This is a genomic window from Arcanobacterium bovis, assembly GCF_004331995.1.
Lineage (GTDB): Bacteria > Actinomycetota > Actinomycetes > Actinomycetales > Actinomycetaceae > Arcanobacterium_A > Arcanobacterium_A bovis.
This window is the reverse complement of the sequence record NZ_SJDT01000005.1, coordinates 49851-67174: the sequence shown is the minus strand read 5'-3', so window position 1 is coordinate 67174 and position 17324 is coordinate 49851. Positions and strand designations below refer to the sequence as shown.

Below are 17324 nucleotides of genomic sequence, written 5' to 3'. Positions count from 1 at the left end.
AAGAGGATTTTTCCGCTTGGGTGGAACTTGTTTGCGCCTCGTTTTTTGGCTGCTCTTCTTCGTTGGACACGCTTAGAGATCTCCTCGTTGCATAATTTGCGCGAACCACACCGATAAATGTGGCCCATATCTCAAAATGAGACTAGAATCGCTTTCTAATCCATTTTAGCCCCAATGAGGTAGGGACCTACATTCCACAAGGGCAAATTCAGTATAGCGCGTTTAACGGCGATTTTCGAGCGCATAGCTGCGCCGGTATCGCCTGTTTATGTTCATTTTTAGTGTATGTGGGCGTATTAGTCGTATGTGTCGCGCGGACCGCGCCCTTTCACCGACAACCGACCGTGCTTCCAACTGCGCACGTGCGGGCCGTTGATAATAATTTCTTTCACCACGCCTTCTCCAAGCTCCTGCGCTAGTCGCTGATCAAGCGTGGCTGCAAGTGCTCTCATCTGCGTTTCCCAAGACACTGTTCTCGCCCGCAAAATCAAAACACCATCGTGGTCAAAAGATTCAACCACACAATTTGCTGCCACAGTTTCACCAACAAGTTGTGGCCACCGAGTAGCCACAGAAGCCACATCAAGCTGACTGCCCCAACCGCGCTCTTTCACAGTAGCGCGCAACATGACGCTCAAAGGTTTCGGATCACGCCATGAAGCACGAGCTCCGGACCCAACTTCTTGCCCTGGTGAGGGAACAAATACATCCGCGCCAATCTTCATATCTGACTGGGCAAATAAGTCTGAATCTTGGGAGGATTGCATTTTCACGCGCACCCACCCACGCTCATAAGCCAGTTTTCTCATCGCTTCGAGGCGTTGCAATGGGAGTTTATCTCCGTATTTTTCTGCCGACGCAATTTTAGCGGCTTCAATTTTGCCCGGTGAATCATTCACAGCTTGGGCATCATTTGTGCTGGCTACAGAGTCAGCTAGAGAGTCGATATTGCTAGCAATTTTTCTGTTGCTAGCAATATCCCTGTTCCTAGCACTACTTGTGCCTACTACAGTGTCTGCAATTTCCGAACTGCGCTTCATGGTTGCTCCACCATTCGCACACTACCAGCCTCAACCCAAAAACGATCACCAATGAGCTCGCTGGGAACGTCGTCGCCAACCGCAGCCGTGACAAAGACTTGCTGCGCTTGGGAGATAATCTTCGCCAGACGTTCACGACGACGCGAATCCAACTCAGCGAAAACGTCGTCGAGAATCAAAATCGGCTCGGCGTCGTCTTCCATCCAAATGTCATTATTCTGCTCGCGCATCACAACCCACGAAGCAAGGCGCAAAGCGAGAGCATACGACCATGACTCGCCGTGCGAAGCGAATCCTTTCGCAGGTAAAGTTCCCAATGTGAGGCGTAGATCGTCGCGGTGGGGGCCAACAAGATTAACTCCGCGTTCGATTTCAATTGGCCGCCACTTTTTCAAAAGTTGCAGCATAATTTTTTCGTTCTTGACGACGTCGAGCAGCTCGTTCTCGCGCGCAGCAATATCCGCGAGCGCCTGATCCGTATGCGTATGCTCTGGACTGGGCAATTGCCACTCGAGCCGCTTGAGGAGATTAGCTTCGTAATCTATACGCGCAATGCCTTTTCCGCCCGAGACTTCTTGATAAAAATCCTGCACTGGCTGGCGTAACAGCTGAATAATTGCGATTCTTTGCGCTATGAGTTGCGCTCCTAGCCGCGCAAATTGGGCATCCCAAATATCGAGGCTGGTTTCGTCGAATATTCCGCCGCGTCGCTTAATTTTTGCAGCACTTTTTAACAAAGCCGCGCGCTGCTTCAAAACCTTTTCGTATTCACTCTTGATACCCGCTGAGCTGGGCTTGAATTGAATCATGAGCGAATCAAGAAAATTCCGGCGTGCACTTGGATCTCCGCGCACGAGCTCGAGATCTTCCGGCGCAAATAGAACAGTTCGAACAATTCCGAGCAAATCACGCACTTTAACATTGCCACGATTGATCCGAGCCCTGTTAGCTTTACCAGCCAAAATCTCTAACTCCACCACTGTAGGGGAGTCGTCATGAACCACTTTGGCACGTATTACCGCAGCTGAAGCACTTTGGCGAACGAGGGCGACATCAGCGGCAACTCGATGGGAAGAAAACGTTGCCAAATAACCAATCGCTTCAATCAGATTGGTTTTTCCTTGTCCATTCTCCCCAATGAATGTCGTTACTCCAGGTTGTAGCTGTAAAACTACCTCTTGGTAGGACCGAAAATCATTGAGAGCGAGATCTGAGATGTACACGCCTAAACAACACTAGTTGGATCCGAATGTGCGGATTGGCATCAAAAGCATACGGAAACTTTCGTCTGCCTCTCCCTCATCATTTTCCTGCGTGATGACAGCTGGCTTCGTTGGATGTGTGTAGGAAAGGCGAATATTTTGCTCGCTCATCACACTAATTCCCTCTTGAAGGAAGATCGGATTGAATGCCAAAGAAATATCTTCACCGTGAAGATTTGCTTCCAAAGCTTCCGATGCTTGAGCTGCATCGCCATGACCAGCCTCAACAACCAGTTCACCCTCTGTGAATGACAATCTCACTGCGGAATTCTTTTCCACAACCAAACGTGAACGCTTAATCGCATCAAGCATATTGGCGCGATCAATTGTGGCGTAGCCGGCAACTTCAGCAGGGAAAAGCGAACGTACTTGTGGATATTCACCTTCGATAAGTTGAACCGTGTTTTGCTTGCCACCAGCAGAAAAGCCAATCAGCGCTGAGGAACCAGATTCCTCGAGAGAAATCTCCACTGATCCAGCAGTGCCAAGAGACTTTGCAATATCAAGCAAACGCGAGCCGCGCACCAAAATCCGCTTGTTAATTGAAGAATCTGTAGGCTCCCACGTGATGTGACGCACTGCCAAGCGGTAACGGTCGGTAGCCATCAAAGAAATCGACGAGCCTTCAATTTCAATGCAAACCGACACGAGCATAGGCAGCGTATCGTCGTTTGACGCTGCCACTGTTACCTGCGAAACCGCTTCTTGCCACTGATCTCCGTCAACAGTTCCGACGACGGGCGGCATCGCTGGCAACTCGGAGTAGTCATCCATAGCCATCGTTTTCATCGAAAAACGGGCAGAACCACACTCAATTTCAAGCTTGGTTCCCTCAAGTGAAAAAAGAATTGGCTTTGACGGCAACGATCGGCAAATATCAGCTAATAGCTTTCCGTTGACGAGAATTTCACCAGGAATCTGAATATCACCTTCGATATCGATGTGCGACGTGATATCAGAATCACGTGACCCGAGTGAAATTTTTCCTTCTTCGGAGGCAACAATTTTTAGACCTGCTAACACAGGAATCGCTGGACGATTAGGGATTGTTCTTGCTACCCACGTTACAGCTTCTGTGAAAGTCTCGCGTTCGACTTGGAATTTCACTGCTTACCTACTTTCTTCATTACTACTGTGTAACTCTACTTGAGTTTGCGCGTTCTTCAATACTTGCTTTCGCATTTGTTCATAACTTCTTATCGACACTTTGTATCTAGAAAAAATATTTTCCAAATCTAGGATCTAGGCATCACATTTTTCATTCGAAAAGATATGATTGAACCTCCACCGCAGTCGGCTGCCATCCGGAATTTGTCATTTACTTATTTGTAGTAGTTGTAGTAGCTATTGTGGATTCTGTGGATAACTACCTTTTGTATTGATACGTCGCACTTTTGGGCGTGAATATTTTTGTTTAGAACTTTAGGTCATATCGAATCAAAATGTGGATGAACCATTTTGTTGTGGAAAATATACACAAGAGACTTAAATTTATCCACAGAATTTCAATTCTTTTCAAAGAGATATTCGCATCTTTTGTGGATAACTACTCTTTTCGTTGTTGTGCCTGCTCTTTAGCCGATTGTTTGACTCTGGCAGTCAATTCGGAGACTTGATTAAAGATGTGTTGCTTTTCCGCCATCATTTTTTCAATTTTTCGTAAAGCGTTGAGAACTGTGGTGTGATCACGCCGGTCAAAACTCTCAGCAATTTTAGGTAGTGAAAGATCCGTCATTTCACGGCATAGATACATGGCAATATGGCGTGGAGTAGTTAATGAACGGGTGCGGGTCTGAGACTTAAGCTCATCAAGGCTAATATCAAAATAAGCTGCAGTTTGTGCCATCACGAGCCCGGCGGTGATTTGTACCGACTCAGGATCAGAGATCATATCCTTGAGCACAAGTTCAGCCATATCAAGCGAAATTGGGTTGTGGGCAAGATCGGCATAGGCGGTGATCCTACGCAATGCACCTTCCATTTCACGCACATTCGTGGTCATTTTCGAGGCAATAAATTCCAGAACAGGACGTGGAACGTGTAATTGTTCTGCCGCAGCTTTCTTTTCCAAAATAGCGATTCGAGTTTCGAGGTTCGGCAAATCAATGCTGGCTGTAATACCTGAGGCGAAGCGAGAAATCATTCGATCTTCGAATCCGGTGAGCAGTTTTGGAGCGACGTCGGACGTAATCACAATCTGCTTATTGGCATTGGACAGCGCATTGAAGGTATGGAAGAACTCTTCGAGAGTGGAATCTCGGTTCGAAATAAATTGAATATCGTCGATGAGCAAAATATCCACGTTACGGAACTGATCCTTGAAAGTGTGGATCTTTTGATCGCGTAGCGCGTTAATAAAAGCGTTTGTAAACTCTTCCGACGAAATATAGAGCACTTTCTTATGTGGATAGAGCTTAACGGTGTAATTTCCAATCGCGTGGAGCAAGTGGGTTTTGCCCATACCGGAGTCGGAATAGAGGAACAGAGGATTGTATGTTGATCCAGGAGCCTCCGACACAGCCAATGCAGTTGCGTGAGCGAAGCGATTTGATTCGCCGGTAACAAAAGTTTCAAAGGTGTATCGCGGATTCAATCGCGCTTGGGTTTGTACTGAGTTTGAGTCAGGAATATGAGGCAGATTTTTTGCCAAGCGTGACTGATATTCAGGGCGATGATCAACGTACGACGTCGTGTGGCTGGGTTGCTGATGTGAGGAATAGTCCTCGTGAGCTGGGTATTCGGATTGTTGATATTCGTTGTGATAATCCGATCCGGCAAATTCTTGGTGAGAGTAATCAGAGGTCTGCGCCGGCAGCTGCGAAATATGGGGATAATTAGGTTGAGAAAATTGCTCAGTTTCCGAAATATGATGCTCTTCTACCTGCGTAGGAGTCCAGTTCGGCTGTGTAGGCGCAGTATTTGCTGGTGCTTGTTGCTCGCTCAAGGAAGGATCAACTGAAATCATTAGCTTTACTTCGCGACCCAATATTGCGTTGAGCTGTTCAGTCATTGACGACGCTACGTGCTGGAGGATCCATTCCTTGACAAAATCAGATCCAACTCCAATAACGAATACATCATCAACGGCAGCTAAAGGTCGAGCCATACGCACAAAAGCTGTTTGAGAATCTGAGAGTTTTCCTGCTGATCTCAGTAGCTCAGTGGCTGCTGTCCAAGCATCGCGAGCAGCAAAACTTTCAGTCATAATATTGGCTCCAGGTATTCGTTGATAAATCATCCCATAACAGATAACTCGTTAATAATAAAACAGAAACTGTGGAAACGTCCACAGTTATCCACAGCGATATTCACAGCTGTGGATATTACATCTTTGTAATTTATATCGCTTCTCGGCTAAAAATCAGCAGAAAGTCTTTTTCCGAAAAATAACCACAGGTGTGGAAAGCGAAAGAAAATGGAATTGTTCATATTTAGGCCTTGAGATATCAGTCACGAGAAACCGGATATTTATTGACCTGGCGGCGAAAAGTCGCGTAGAGTCATATGGTCATGTGTGCATAGAAGGTACACACACCAAAATATGATTGAGATATTGACGATTTCAGGAACATTTTGGTGAAGTAAGTTCAATAAGTGGGAGTTAACCCATGTCTACCAAGCGTACGTTCCAGCCGAACAACCGTCGTCGTGCGAAGGTTCACGGCTTCCGTAAGCGTATGAGCACCCGCGCAGGTCGTGCAGTTCTCGCTGCACGTCGTCGCAAGGGTCGCGCAAAGCTATCCGCCTGATGTAATTATGCTGCCTGCAGCAAACCGGATGCGAAAATCTGGCGAGTTTTCACAAGTTTTTCGTCATGGTAAGCGCAGCGGAAATCAGTTTCTAGTTGTCCACACATTGTGTGATGGGCAAGTCAACGAAGCCGGCCTCGATGAGGTCGGCTTCGTTGTGGATAAAAAGATTGGTTTTGTGGTTGGCAAGGCGGTTGGTAACTCGGTTGTGCGGCATCGCGTTACACGCAAACTTCGGCATATTTTGAGGAATTATGTTGATGATCTTGAATGCGATGCGCTTGTAATTCGCGCGCTTTCCCCTGCAGCTGGTGCCGACTTTCACACATTAGAAAAGGCACTTGTGCGCGAATTTCGTCGGCTCAATATTCTTCAGGAGTCACGATGAATAATCAATCGCACACAAATCACCAATCGCATACATGCGGCAAAGATGATTTTTCTCCGTTTGGCGCTCAAACAACTGCACAACGAGATGTTCAACCCAATGATCAACCAAATGTTTATCCCGGTGCGCAGGGTGAAGAACAGCTTTCGAGAAATCCTCTTTCTCGCCTATTTGTGGCCTGTATTAGGTGGTATCAGCGCAATATTTCGGCTTATACCCCACGTAGATGCCGCTATCAACCAACGTGCTCTCAATATGCAATTGAGTCAATTCAGATTCATGGGCCAATCAAGGGTACACTTTTGACTAGTTGGAGAATTCTCCGCTGCAATCCGTGGAGCAAAGGTGGCGTGGATTGGGTACCTCAGCCCGGTCAATGGCCACACAAGCCACTCGGTTATGCAGAACTAATAGAATATCGACAAAAACAAGCTTTAGATCCTAATGCTACGTCTAATCAACAAGATTAAAAGCGGCGTAACGAACAAATAGTTCGAATAGGATTTATAGAATAAAAAGACCAAACCGAAAGTAGAACAGTGGATACAATTCTTTATCCGATCATGTGGATTATTGCCTGGATTATGTCCGGCGTACATTCGCTTCTTACCACGCTAGGTATGAGCGATGGCGCTGGAGTAGCGTGGGTGCTATCCATCGTCGGTCTCACCGTCGTCGTTCGTGCCCTGATGATTCCGCTCTTTAATAAGCAGACCAAAGCGGCGCGCTTGGGGCAACAGCTGAATCCAGAAATTCAGAAGATTCAAAAGAAGTACAAGGGTCGCAAGGATCCACTCTCTCAGCAGCGCCAGCAAGAAGAAATGATGGCACTATACCGCGAGCACGGTACGTCGCCATTTGCATCGTGTATGCCAGTATTGATCCAAATGCCAATATTCTTTTCGCTGTTCAGACTTCTCTACGCTGTTTTACCACTCTCTGAGGGTAAATATATGCGTCCATCGATTGGTCCGATCAATGAAACAGTTGCAAAACATATTGCAGAATCAAAAGTTTTTGGCGCTCCCCTAGCTAGCTCCATCGGAACATCGTCGAACTTCAGTTCGCCACGCTCAGTCATTGTGGTAGCAGTTGTACTCATCGCTTTGATGATCGCTACACTGTTCTTCACTCAGAAACAGCTGATGACGAAGAATATGCCCGACACCGCTCTCGATCCTTCCAACCCTGCATACAAGATGCAAAAGTACATGCTCTACGGCATGCCACTCATTTACATCTTCACTGGTACTACCTTCCAGATTGGTGTGTTGGTGTACTGGCTTACCGGAAACATTTGGAACATTGGCCAGCAAACATGGATGCTGAACAACAACCCAACTCCAGGTTCGGAAGCCTACCGTCAGCGTCAAGAGAAGCTCCGCCAAAAGCGAATTGCAAAAGGTCTTTCCCCCGAGGAAGATGCGGATGATTCTGAAAACCAAGGTGGTCAGCGTGTTCAACCGCTAGGAAAAGCTCGCTCAAAGAAAGCCGCTGCTAAGAATGTTCTACAGGAGCCAACGCCGTCGGAAGAAAAGAACGAGAGTTCGGAAGTACGTGGACTTGACGGATTAACCGACGCCGAACGCGCACAGAAGCGCTACGAGCGTCGCCTTGCTGAGCGCCGTCGTGCACAAGAAAAGAAGAACGCACGCAAGAAGCAGCAGCAAAACAACAAAAAAGATCGAAATTTCTGATCCTGCCGCCAAGGCAATGAAGTAAGGAAAATTATGACTGAAGAAGAACTTGAAATGGACGAAGTCTTGGTTCCTAATCTCGACGAAGAGGGCGATTTTGCTGCCGATTACCTCGAAGAGCTGCTCGATATTGCTGATCTCGACGGCGATATCGAGATTTCGGTGGAGGCAGATCGCGCGTCGGTTGCCATTGTGCACGAAGACGGCGGCGATCGTCGTCTTAAGCGATTGATCGGTAAACGCGGCGAGTCTTTGGATGCACTCCAGGAGCTCACGCGCCTTGCTGTGCAGAGTCAGACAGGTATGCGTTCGCGACTGATGCTCGATGTGCTTGGTTATCGAGAAGGCCATCGCAAAGAGATTCAAGAGATTGCGCAGGAAGCGGTTGCAAAAGTTTTGGCAACGGGCGACGACGTCGCGCTGCGTCCGATGAATCCTTTCGAGCGCAAGGTGGTTCACGACGTCGTAGCGGCTGCAGGTCTTTTCTCGGATTCGTCCGGTTTTGGTGCGGGTAGGCACGTTGTTATTTCGGTTCCTGACGAAGAGGATGTTGAAGAGCTTGACGAAGAAGGTTTTGAAGACGAAGAAGAATTTGCTGATGGTGAGGAATGATCTCACAGTAATTGGTGAATGATTTACTGTTTGGAAAACTCTCCAGCTTTGAGTTGGGGAGTTTTCCTTTTCTAAGATTCATGGTGAACTTGTATTATGACGAATCAAAATGGCGAGATTGAAGTGCAGGATCCCCCGGCAGGCGGAGCTGAGAAATTTGGAGCTGACGTGTGGAGCAAACTATTAAAGTTTGCGAAGCTTTTGGAAGATGAAGGTCAGCTTCGTGGATTGGTGGGTCCACGTGAGATGGCACGGCTATGGGATCGGCATATCCTCAATTCTTTGCCGATTTGTGAATATGTGTCGCAAGGAGCGTCATTATCCGATGTTGGTTCGGGCGCAGGTTTCCCGGGCGTGGTTATCGCGGTGGTGCGCCCTGACGTAAAGGTGTTTTTGATTGAGACGATGGAACGGCGCGTAGAATGGCTACGCTATGTGGCTGAGCAGTTGGATTTAGCTAATGTAGAAATCCTTCATGCACGCGCCGAGGATTTGGTGGGGAAACATACAACTGATTATGTGACTGCGCGTGCAGTTGCGGCGTTGAAGAAGTTGATCCCGTGGACTCTACCGCTGACAAAACTAGGTGGCTCATTATTGGCCTTGAAAGGCGGAAAAGCAGAACAAGAAATTGATGAGGCTGTTCCACAACTTAAGAAGTACAAAGTTAAATGGGCTGATATTTACGATGTTGATGTTTGGGGATGTGACGAAGGTACAAGGGTTGTTGAGCTCCGCAAACACGATGCTTGATGTTGATTGGGTAATGGGATGGCTAGACTAATGGTGCGTAATAGCAAGTAGATATGCGGGCAACCCTATTTGTTTAATTTTGGGACGTTGCTGCGATGTTTCACGTGAAACATGGTGTGCTGGGTTTTGCACAACTTGTTAGATCGCAGTATTGAATATTGTCGAATCACTGTAGACTACATGTAGACGTAGACCAAGGAGTAGTTGTGGCTGATCCAAGAAAAATGCTCGAAGCTGATTTAAGCGGAGTAAAAAATAGTAATACCGATACGCAGGCACGGTCATTTACTGCTTCATTTTCTGAAGACTCTCCACTTGGTGCCCAACTAGCTCACGATCACGAAGTATTGCGCGAAGTAAAAGCTTCTCGCTTCAAAAAACCTGAAGTTACCCGTATTATTACCGTTGCCAATCAAAAAGGTGGAGTGGGTAAAACAACCTCCGCGGTAAATATGGCGGCAGCTTTAGCGGATGGTGGCCTTACTGTTTTAGTAATCGACTTTGATCCGCAAGGGAACGCTTCTACTGCACTTGGTGTTGAACATAAGTCGGGTATTCCCTCTATCTACGATGTTATTACTGGCGAAAAATCTCTAACTGAGATTGTGGCGAAGTGCCCCGATCTAGAGGGTCTTTATATTGCGCCGGCCACGGTAGATCTTTCTTCTGCGGAAATTGAACTTGTGATGGCAGATGATCGTGAATATAGATTAAAGCGCGCGGTGGAAGAATATATCAATGTTTCACGTGAAACATTGAATGTGGATTATGTGATTATTGATTGTCCACCGTCATTAGGTCTTCTTACCTTGAACGCTCTTGTTGCTGCGCAGGAAATTATGATTCCGATTCAAGCTGAATACTACGCACTTGAAGGTTTGACGCAGTTGATGAAGACGATCAACAACGTAAAGAATTCGTTGAACCCTAAGCTTTCAATTTCCACTATTCTGCTCACGATGTTTGACAAGCGCACAAATCTTTCTCAAGATGTTGCCCAGGAAGTTCGAAACTATTTCCCGAACGAGACACTTAGCGTAGAAATTCCCAGAAATATCCGCATATCTGAAGCACCTAGTTTTCAACAGACGGTGATCACTTATGATCCGCGCTCCACAGGTGCGGTGGCCTATTTGGCAGCTGCAAAAGAACTTGCGTCCCGTGCTTAATAAAATCGAGTCGGGCGACGGTATGAAACTTTATACAGCATGAACTTACTACAGCAGCGAGGCTATTTAGAGACCCACAGACAACATATTTCGTGCTGTATGCCTTTGCTCAAGATGGTTCAGATATGGACGCTTCGCATAACATAGCATCGCAGGATTTTGGGTATACAAGGAAACGATAAGTCAGCGCAAGAAGCTCATAGCTCATACAGGCTTCATAGAAATTCGGATTCTGAAGTAGATGTGAACAGAATGATTTCATGAGAAGATTTACGCGATCGCCTGTTACTACATAGAATAAAAAATATTGGCATCGATATAAAGAATAAGAGAAGAGGATAAAGGAAATATGGCTGAAAAACGTAGGGGCCTTGGACGCGGAATTGGTGCGCTGATTCCTGAAAGTCAGACAGAGAATAAATACAGCCCGATTGACGTATTCTTTAATAATCCTCGTCAAAACGATGCCGTTCCTGCTAACAGTGAAGGTTCTGCAATTGTTGGTAGCGAAGTTCGTAAAGAGACTGGTGTTGGCATTGGTGCTGATACCGGTGCAACAACGGCAACTACTAAGACCAATGCTGTAGCCACTGGTCAACAATCGAAGCGAGCTACAGCCTCTGACTCAACCAAGAAAGCCAAGAAGTCCACTGGTAAAGCGCCAGTCAAAAAGATTGAGCAACAAGTGGATGGTTCTGCGGGTCAAGCAGATCAAAATGTTGCAGAAGTATCAGTGGGAGCTAAGCAAGTAAAAGATAGAGTGGCTAATGGTGCGCCAACCAAACATGAGCCGGCTACCGTTTCACGTGAAACGGATGAATTAGTTCCGGTGCCTGGTGCCACGTTTGGTGAGATTCCTGTAGGCCAGATCATCCCTAACACCAAGCAGCCACGCCAAGTGTTTGACGAAGACGATCTACAAGAACTCGCAGATTCTATTAAAGAAGTTGGCGTTCTCCAACCAATTGTGGTTCGGCCGCTAACAGCTCCAATAAACGAATATCCTAACGCTCGATATGAACTTATTATGGGTGAGCGCCGCTGGCGAGCATCACAACTTGCAGGCAATGAGGTTGTTCCAGCGGTTGTACGTAGAACCGAAGATGGCGATCTTCTTCGCGACGCTCTCTTAGAAAACCTACATCGAGCACAATTGAACGCCTTGGAAGAAGCCGCCGCTTACCAACAACTCCTTGACGATTTTGGTTGCACTCAAGAAGAATTGTCGCGGCGAATTGCGCGCTCTCGACCACAAATTTCCAACACCTTGCGTTTGCTTAAATTGCCAGCACTTGTGCAACGTAGAGTTGCCGCTGGAGTTATTTCAGCAGGTCACGCGCGTGCACTCTTGGGCCTACCTGATCCAGCCGCAATGGAAAGAGTTGCGCAAAAGATCGTGGCGGAGGGCTTATCAGTACGTGCAGTCGAAGAACTTGTTGCGATGGGCGATGAAACACAGCCAAAAACTAAACGTACGGCATCGTCACACGCACAGGCACCAGAACTCGCAGATATTGCAGCTCAACTTGGCGACACCTTTGATACCCGCGTGAAAATTACGATGGGTCAACGTAAAGGCAAGATCACGATTGACTTCGCCTCGATGGACGATCTTGAGAGAATCCTCGACGTTATCAAGCGTGATTGATAGAAGATTCTGAATATAAAAGCTGGCGGTACAACAGCTGTGAATCGCTGTTGTACCGCCAGCGTCCTTGTGTTGCCAGCTTAAATTAAGTTGTCATCACACAGTTAATGCAAGACGATACCCTGCACTAACAGCTTCCCAAATACGTCCGCCCTTGAAAGAGTCACCAATATTGTGTACCTCTGCGTGCTCGCCAGCGTGAACTAAATCGAAATAGAGTGAGTCATTCGCGTAGCCGCCAGTAGCAAATACCACAAGATCAGCACTAATGGTGCGCCGCTCAATCTCGATACCTACTTTAGGTGCCAGCGGATTCTCGATATTCTCTGGCAAAATTGGTGTCCATGTATTGTAAGGATTCGGTATGTTCTTATGCACATTTCGTGCAATCTGAACGTTATCGCCTGCGATCCGCTCAACTTTCGCAACGTTAATTAACTCTACGCCAGCTGCTTCGAGAGCGTGGATGAGATGGCCACGGTTGGCTGTGCACGTACCGTCCATGAAATGGTTACGCATTTCAACCACTTTTACATCCCGATGATGTTCGTAAGTTAGCCAATGCGCCAACTCGCAACCTACCGATCCACCACCGATGATAGTCACCGATTTTACACCCTCAAGCAAAGCCGGATTTTCAAACAAATCCACAGCTTGTACACATGTAGCCGTATCGATTCCGTCAATTGGCGGAAGTGCATTATTGGTACCAATCGCAACTACAACGGCGTCGTAATCCTTCAGATCGGAATGGGTAACTGCGGTGTTCTTTTTGAAAACCAAACCCTTGGCGACGTCGTCGTCAAGCCGCCGCTGTAAGAAACGAAGGTAGTTTCCGACATCGAACTTCGTGCGTGGCACGCTACCTGCGTTAATACGTCCGCCGATGCGATCGCTAGCCTCAAAAAGATGTACCTCGTGACCTCGGGCAAAAGCAGTGTGGGCGAAGGTTAAGCCGGCCGGACCGGCACCGATCACCGCGATTTTCTTTGGCTTGTCCGTACGTGGCGGCACCGGAGGGAACTTGAACTCGAAGGATGTGCGTGGATTGACGGCGCACTGCGGGTGCCCGCCTTCCACAAATTCGTTTACGCAACCCTCTTGGCAACCGATACATGGAATGATGTTTTTTACCGCTCCTGCTTGCGCTTTCGCAGGCCACTGTGGGTCGGCAAGCAATGGACGCCCAAGCATCACCATATCGCACATATTCTCCCGCAGTGCTCGCTCAGCAAGATCAGGATAACCAAGTTTACCAACGGCAACGATCGGCACAGGCACGCCAGCGTTGGAGAGGATATTATGGCGCTCGAAATGTTCCTTCGCGATTTTGGAAACATCAAGGAAACAACCGGCAGGCATGGAAGCGGGAGGATGAGGAAGCCACCAGTTGTCGTAACAGCCGAGATCAACGTCGAAAATATCGACGCCGGCACGCACTAGGCTTTCCATATAATTCAAGGTATCGGCCACCGTGCGACCACCACGGAATTTGCCGAGGTAAGTAGAATCGAGCACCTTATCGGAATACGTTTCTTCCAGCGCTAAGGACAAATCGATTCGATACATGATGGGATAATCTGGCCCAACACGACGCCTAATTTCCTTGACAGTATCAACACCAAAGCGCTGCCAGTCGGTATATTTTCCGAGCTTACGGCGGTTGAATGCCGGGCTGGTCATTTGGTCGAGCAAATATCCCTCATGCCCATGGAGATAAACGCCGTCTATTTCCATAGCTTTCGCTGTAGCCGCAGCTTGACCAGTGTTTTTGATGATCTTTCCAAGTTTCACATCAGACATTGGGAGGGAAGGAATGGAAGGAATGTAGAAGTTTGGATTGAGCGACGCCGATTGGGGGAACTTCTTTTGGTGCACGAGGCATTCTGGGTTACCAACACGTCCTAAACCGGAGGTGAGCTGGATAAATACCCGCGATCCGTGAGCGTGAATACCTTTGGCGAGGTCGCGCCAACCAGCCAATACAGTGCGGCTTCGATCAATGCGAGGGAAGTAGCTCAACTTACCAAGTTCGGTAACAGAAGCATCGAGTCCGTGGCTCACCGGCACAAGGCCGGTGGTGATGAGTCCAGCACCGCCACGTGCCCGCTCAAAGAAATATTCAAGCATCATGGGGGCAGGGCGGCCGTTCTCTTCGGCCATATTGATATTGCCCATCGGAGCCATCACAATACGGTTTTTGATCGTGAGCTTGTTGATCTTGATCGGTGAAAACAATTCGGTATAAGGATGGAGATCGTTGGTCATGCTCGCCTCGCGGCCATACCAATTCTCGCTCGATTCTGGCGTTTCACCAGCCCAAGCATCGTAATGTTCAATGAGGTTTGTGATGGTGCGTTCTCTAGCCATGGCTCACTCCCTTGTGAAATATGTATTTTGTGCTGTTTATTGAACAAACCTGCTACAGCTTCGCCGAAATTTCGGAAAACGAGGTTTCTGATAGTTTCGTTGATACTTAGAGTATCGGGAATATTATGCAAAGTCTGGCTAAAAATGAATATTTTTGAGTTGTGGTGGCGCGAGCATAACGAAACTGTAGCAATGCTCGCGCCACCACGGACCAAGAGCCTAAATCTCAAAGATCGCCGGCAATTTTACCGTGGTAATAACAGGTATATATAAATAGCTGCCCATCACAGCGCAGCGCGCAAAATATCGACGTAAACGTCGTCAACGCTACGGTCAGTCGTTTGCGCATACGCTGCTGCTGCTTGCGGGAATATCGACGTTTCCGTCATTCCTGGGGTGGTGTTGACGTCGATAAACCACGCTTTGCCAGCTTCGTCCAAGATGACGTCGGTGCGAGAGTAGTGCCGCAGGTCAAGTACCTTGTGCACAGTCAATGCAAGATCGGTAATCGCCTGTAATTCTGCCTCGTTTACCCGTGCCGGCACGAAATACTCAACTCTGCCTGGGTAGTAGCGGGCGTCAAAGTCATACGGACCGCTAGCCTGTACTTCTACCGGTGGAAGCACACGCGGGCCATCGCCGTCGCCCAAATCAATAACCGCAACCCCAAACTCACGTCCGCGCACAAAAGACTGCACCAAGGCGACGTCGTCGTACGCGAAACAATCCACCATTGCGCCGGGAAGCTGTGCCTTGTTTTCAACAATCGTTAATCCAAGCGATGAACCGCCCTTAGCTGGCTTTATTACCACAGGGAAGCCATATTGGGACTCGATGAGGTCAAGAACAGGGGTTACGCCAACTTCACGGAAAAGTGGTTGAGGGAGCGCCGTGGCGGTGGGAACGGCAACACCTGCACGTTCAAGCACGGACGACACCACGGCTTTGTCGGATGCGAGCCGGCAACCAGCAGGCTCAGTGCCAACATAAGGGTAACCAGCGAGCTGCAAAAGATCTTGTAAAGCGCCGTCTTCACCTGTGGATCCATGAACGAGTGGCCAGACGACATCGGGATCAAGCGCGTCCAAACGCTGTAGTAGCTGCGCATCGACGTCCAGAACCTTGACCTGAACACCGCGGTTCCTTAGAGCGCCGGCAACGCGACGTCCTGAATGCATAGAAATATCGCGCTCATGAGTGAGTCCTCCAGCAAGGATGGCTACAGTTAGCGGACGATCCATGGCTACCTACTTTCTTTTCCGTTGAAAACGAATCCAGTGAACAGCGACTTTATTGAAAACAAAAGATTAAAGGGATGTGACGTTGGGAGCGGCGTCGGAATGAACGCCACCTTGAGTGGCGTGGAATCGATTTTGTACTCCAAACATATCCACAAGTTCAGCTTCGGCCTTGACAACCTCAGAAAGACGCCGAATTCCTTCGGTGATGTTCTCGGGCGTGGGGTAACAAAACGACAGTCGCATATGGTCTTCGCCCTGGTTATCAGCATAGAATGCCGTACCTGACACATATGCAACCAAGTTTCTGGTTGCACGTGGAAGCATTGCCTTGGCATCGAGCCCGTCAGGAAGCTTAACCCAGGTGTAGAAGCCGCCATTAGGCACGTTCCATGAGCACTGAGGCATATAGGTATCCAGAGCAGCGAGCATGGCATCGCGACGCTCACGATACATTGATCGATACTCGCCGATCTGCGCCATCCAGTCATAGGTGCGCAGATACTCGGAAATCGACAGCTGTCCCATCTTCGTAGGGGAGAGAACAGCGGCTTCATTCGCGAGTGTGAGGCGCTGGATGACGGCGTGAGGCGCGAGCGTCCATCCTACCCGGTAACCAGGTGCGAAAGTTTTCGAGAAAGATCCTAGGTAGAGCACAGTTTCAGGATCAAGGCTCTGGAGACACGTCATGGTTTCACCGTCAAAGCCGAGCATTCCATAAGGGTTATCTTCGAGCACAAGAACGTGGTGGCGCCGGCAGATTTCTACCACCTGAGGGCGGCGCTCGTCAGACATACACACACCACCAGGGTTATGGAAATTCGGGACGGTGTAGAGGAACTTAACTGGGCGACCCTCCGCCTCGAGCTGGTTCAGAGTTTCTTCGAGACTCTCAGGGATCAGACCGTTTTCATCGATCGGTACATGAACAACGTTTGCCTGGTAGGAGCGGAAGACGCCGAGTGCGCCCACGTACGAAGGAGCCTCCGCAACGATGACGTCGCCGGGGTTGATAAAGATCTTGCAGATGTTATCGAGCGCCTGCTGGGAACCGGTGGTGATCATGATGTCGTCCGGATGGGCGTTGATACCTTCAGGCTTCATGACCTCGACGATCATCTCACGCAGCTCTTCTTCGCCCTGTCCACCGCCGTACTGTAGGACGGCGGCTCCGCGCTCGCGGATGAGCTTAGCGGTCATGTCTGCAAGGAAATCGAGTGGGAGGCCTTGAATAAAAGGCATTCCGCCAGCTAGTGAAACCACTTCTGGGCGGTTGGCGACGGCGAATAATGATCGAGTTTCTGACTGCTTCATTCCAAGCGCGCGGTCGGCATAATGATCGAACCACGGATCAAGGCGAGTGCCTTGAACACTTGAAAGGGCATGGGAAATCCGATC

15 protein-coding genes are annotated in these 17324 nt (G+C 48.5%); 8 read left to right on the top strand and 7 right to left on the bottom strand.

Going from position 1 to position 17324, the window contains the following annotated elements:
* Window positions 1–296: 296 nt before the first annotated feature.
* From EZJ44_RS06940 to dnaA, 4 genes are all read right to left on the bottom strand, one after another.
* The gene (locus tag EZJ44_RS06940; protein WP_131281682.1) at window positions 297–1040 is read right to left on the bottom strand and encodes a DciA family protein; all 744 of its coding nucleotides are present in this window, start codon (window positions 1038–1040) and stop codon (window positions 297–299) included.
* Window positions 1037–2263 (bottom strand): DNA replication/repair protein RecF, encoded by a 1227-nt coding sequence (gene recF / locus EZJ44_RS06935; protein WP_131281680.1) that lies wholly within the window; start codon window positions 2261–2263, stop codon window positions 1037–1039. The genes EZJ44_RS06940 and recF overlap by 4 nt, the downstream gene beginning before the upstream one ends.
* Window positions 2264–2275: 12 nt before the next feature.
* Complete coding sequence (gene dnaN, locus EZJ44_RS06930) at window positions 2276–3409, bottom strand: DNA polymerase III subunit beta (protein ID WP_131281678.1); 1134 nt, start codon at window positions 3407–3409, stop codon at window positions 2276–2278.
* A gap of 439 nt (window positions 3410–3848) precedes the next feature.
* Window positions 3849–5507, bottom strand: coding sequence for a chromosomal replication initiator protein DnaA (dnaA, locus tag EZJ44_RS06925; RefSeq protein WP_131281676.1), 1659 nt, complete (start codon window positions 5505–5507; stop codon window positions 3849–3851).
* 403 nt (window positions 5508–5910) lie between these two features.
* On the opposite strand from dnaA, the gene rpmH reads away from it, so the two are divergent.
* The 8 genes from rpmH to EZJ44_RS06885 all read left to right on the top strand — a co-directional run bounded on the left by rpmH (window position 5911) and on the right by EZJ44_RS06885 (window position 12318).
* Window positions 5911–6051, top strand: coding sequence for a 50S ribosomal protein L34 (gene rpmH, locus EZJ44_RS06920; protein ID WP_084707475.1), 141 nt, complete (start codon window positions 5911–5913; stop codon window positions 6049–6051).
* 7 nt (window positions 6052–6058) lie between these two features.
* The gene (gene rnpA / locus EZJ44_RS06915) at window positions 6059–6439 is read left to right on the top strand and encodes a ribonuclease P protein component (RefSeq protein ID WP_131281674.1); all 381 of its coding nucleotides are present in this window, start codon (window positions 6059–6061) and stop codon (window positions 6437–6439) included.
* Window positions 6436–6909: a membrane protein insertion efficiency factor YidD gene (gene yidD, locus EZJ44_RS08995; RefSeq protein WP_131281672.1), complete on the top strand. Its 474-nt coding sequence runs from the start codon at window positions 6436–6438 to the stop codon at window positions 6907–6909. Before rnpA ends, yidD begins: the two co-directional genes overlap by 4 nt.
* Window positions 6910–6978: 69 nt before the next feature.
* Window positions 6979–8136: a membrane protein insertase YidC gene (gene yidC, locus EZJ44_RS06905; protein WP_131281670.1), complete on the top strand. Its 1158-nt coding sequence runs from the start codon at window positions 6979–6981 to the stop codon at window positions 8134–8136.
* A 33-nt stretch (window positions 8137–8169) separates the two neighbouring features.
* Complete coding sequence (locus EZJ44_RS06900; protein WP_131281668.1) at window positions 8170–8748, top strand: Jag family protein; 579 nt, start codon at window positions 8170–8172, stop codon at window positions 8746–8748.
* A gap of 96 nt (window positions 8749–8844) precedes the next feature.
* Complete coding sequence (gene rsmG, locus EZJ44_RS06895; RefSeq protein ID WP_131281666.1) at window positions 8845–9501, top strand: 16S rRNA (guanine(527)-N(7))-methyltransferase RsmG; 657 nt, start codon at window positions 8845–8847, stop codon at window positions 9499–9501.
* A 206-nt stretch (window positions 9502–9707) separates the two neighbouring features.
* Window positions 9708–10670, top strand: coding sequence for a ParA family protein (locus tag EZJ44_RS06890; RefSeq protein WP_241658627.1), 963 nt, complete (start codon window positions 9708–9710; stop codon window positions 10668–10670).
* A 349-nt stretch (window positions 10671–11019) separates the two neighbouring features.
* On the top strand, window positions 11020–12318 hold the full coding sequence (locus EZJ44_RS06885) for a ParB/RepB/Spo0J family partition protein (RefSeq protein WP_131281664.1): 1299 nt from the start codon (window positions 11020–11022) through the stop codon (window positions 12316–12318).
* 96 nt (window positions 12319–12414) lie between these two features.
* Here EZJ44_RS06885 and EZJ44_RS06880 read toward each other — a convergent pair whose 3' ends face one another.
* The 3 genes from EZJ44_RS06880 to EZJ44_RS06870 form a co-directional block, all read right to left on the bottom strand.
* Complete coding sequence (locus tag EZJ44_RS06880; RefSeq protein WP_165496145.1) at window positions 12415–14688, bottom strand: oxidoreductase; 2274 nt, start codon at window positions 14686–14688, stop codon at window positions 12415–12417.
* A 284-nt stretch (window positions 14689–14972) separates the two neighbouring features.
* Window positions 14973–15929 (bottom strand): D-alanine--D-alanine ligase family protein, encoded by a 957-nt coding sequence (locus EZJ44_RS06875; protein WP_131281662.1) that lies wholly within the window; start codon window positions 15927–15929, stop codon window positions 14973–14975.
* A 66-nt stretch (window positions 15930–15995) separates the two neighbouring features.
* On the bottom strand, window positions 15996–17318 hold the full coding sequence (locus tag EZJ44_RS06870) for an aminotransferase-like domain-containing protein (RefSeq protein WP_131281871.1): 1323 nt from the start codon (window positions 17316–17318) through the stop codon (window positions 15996–15998).
* Window positions 17319–17324 lie beyond the last annotated feature (6 nt).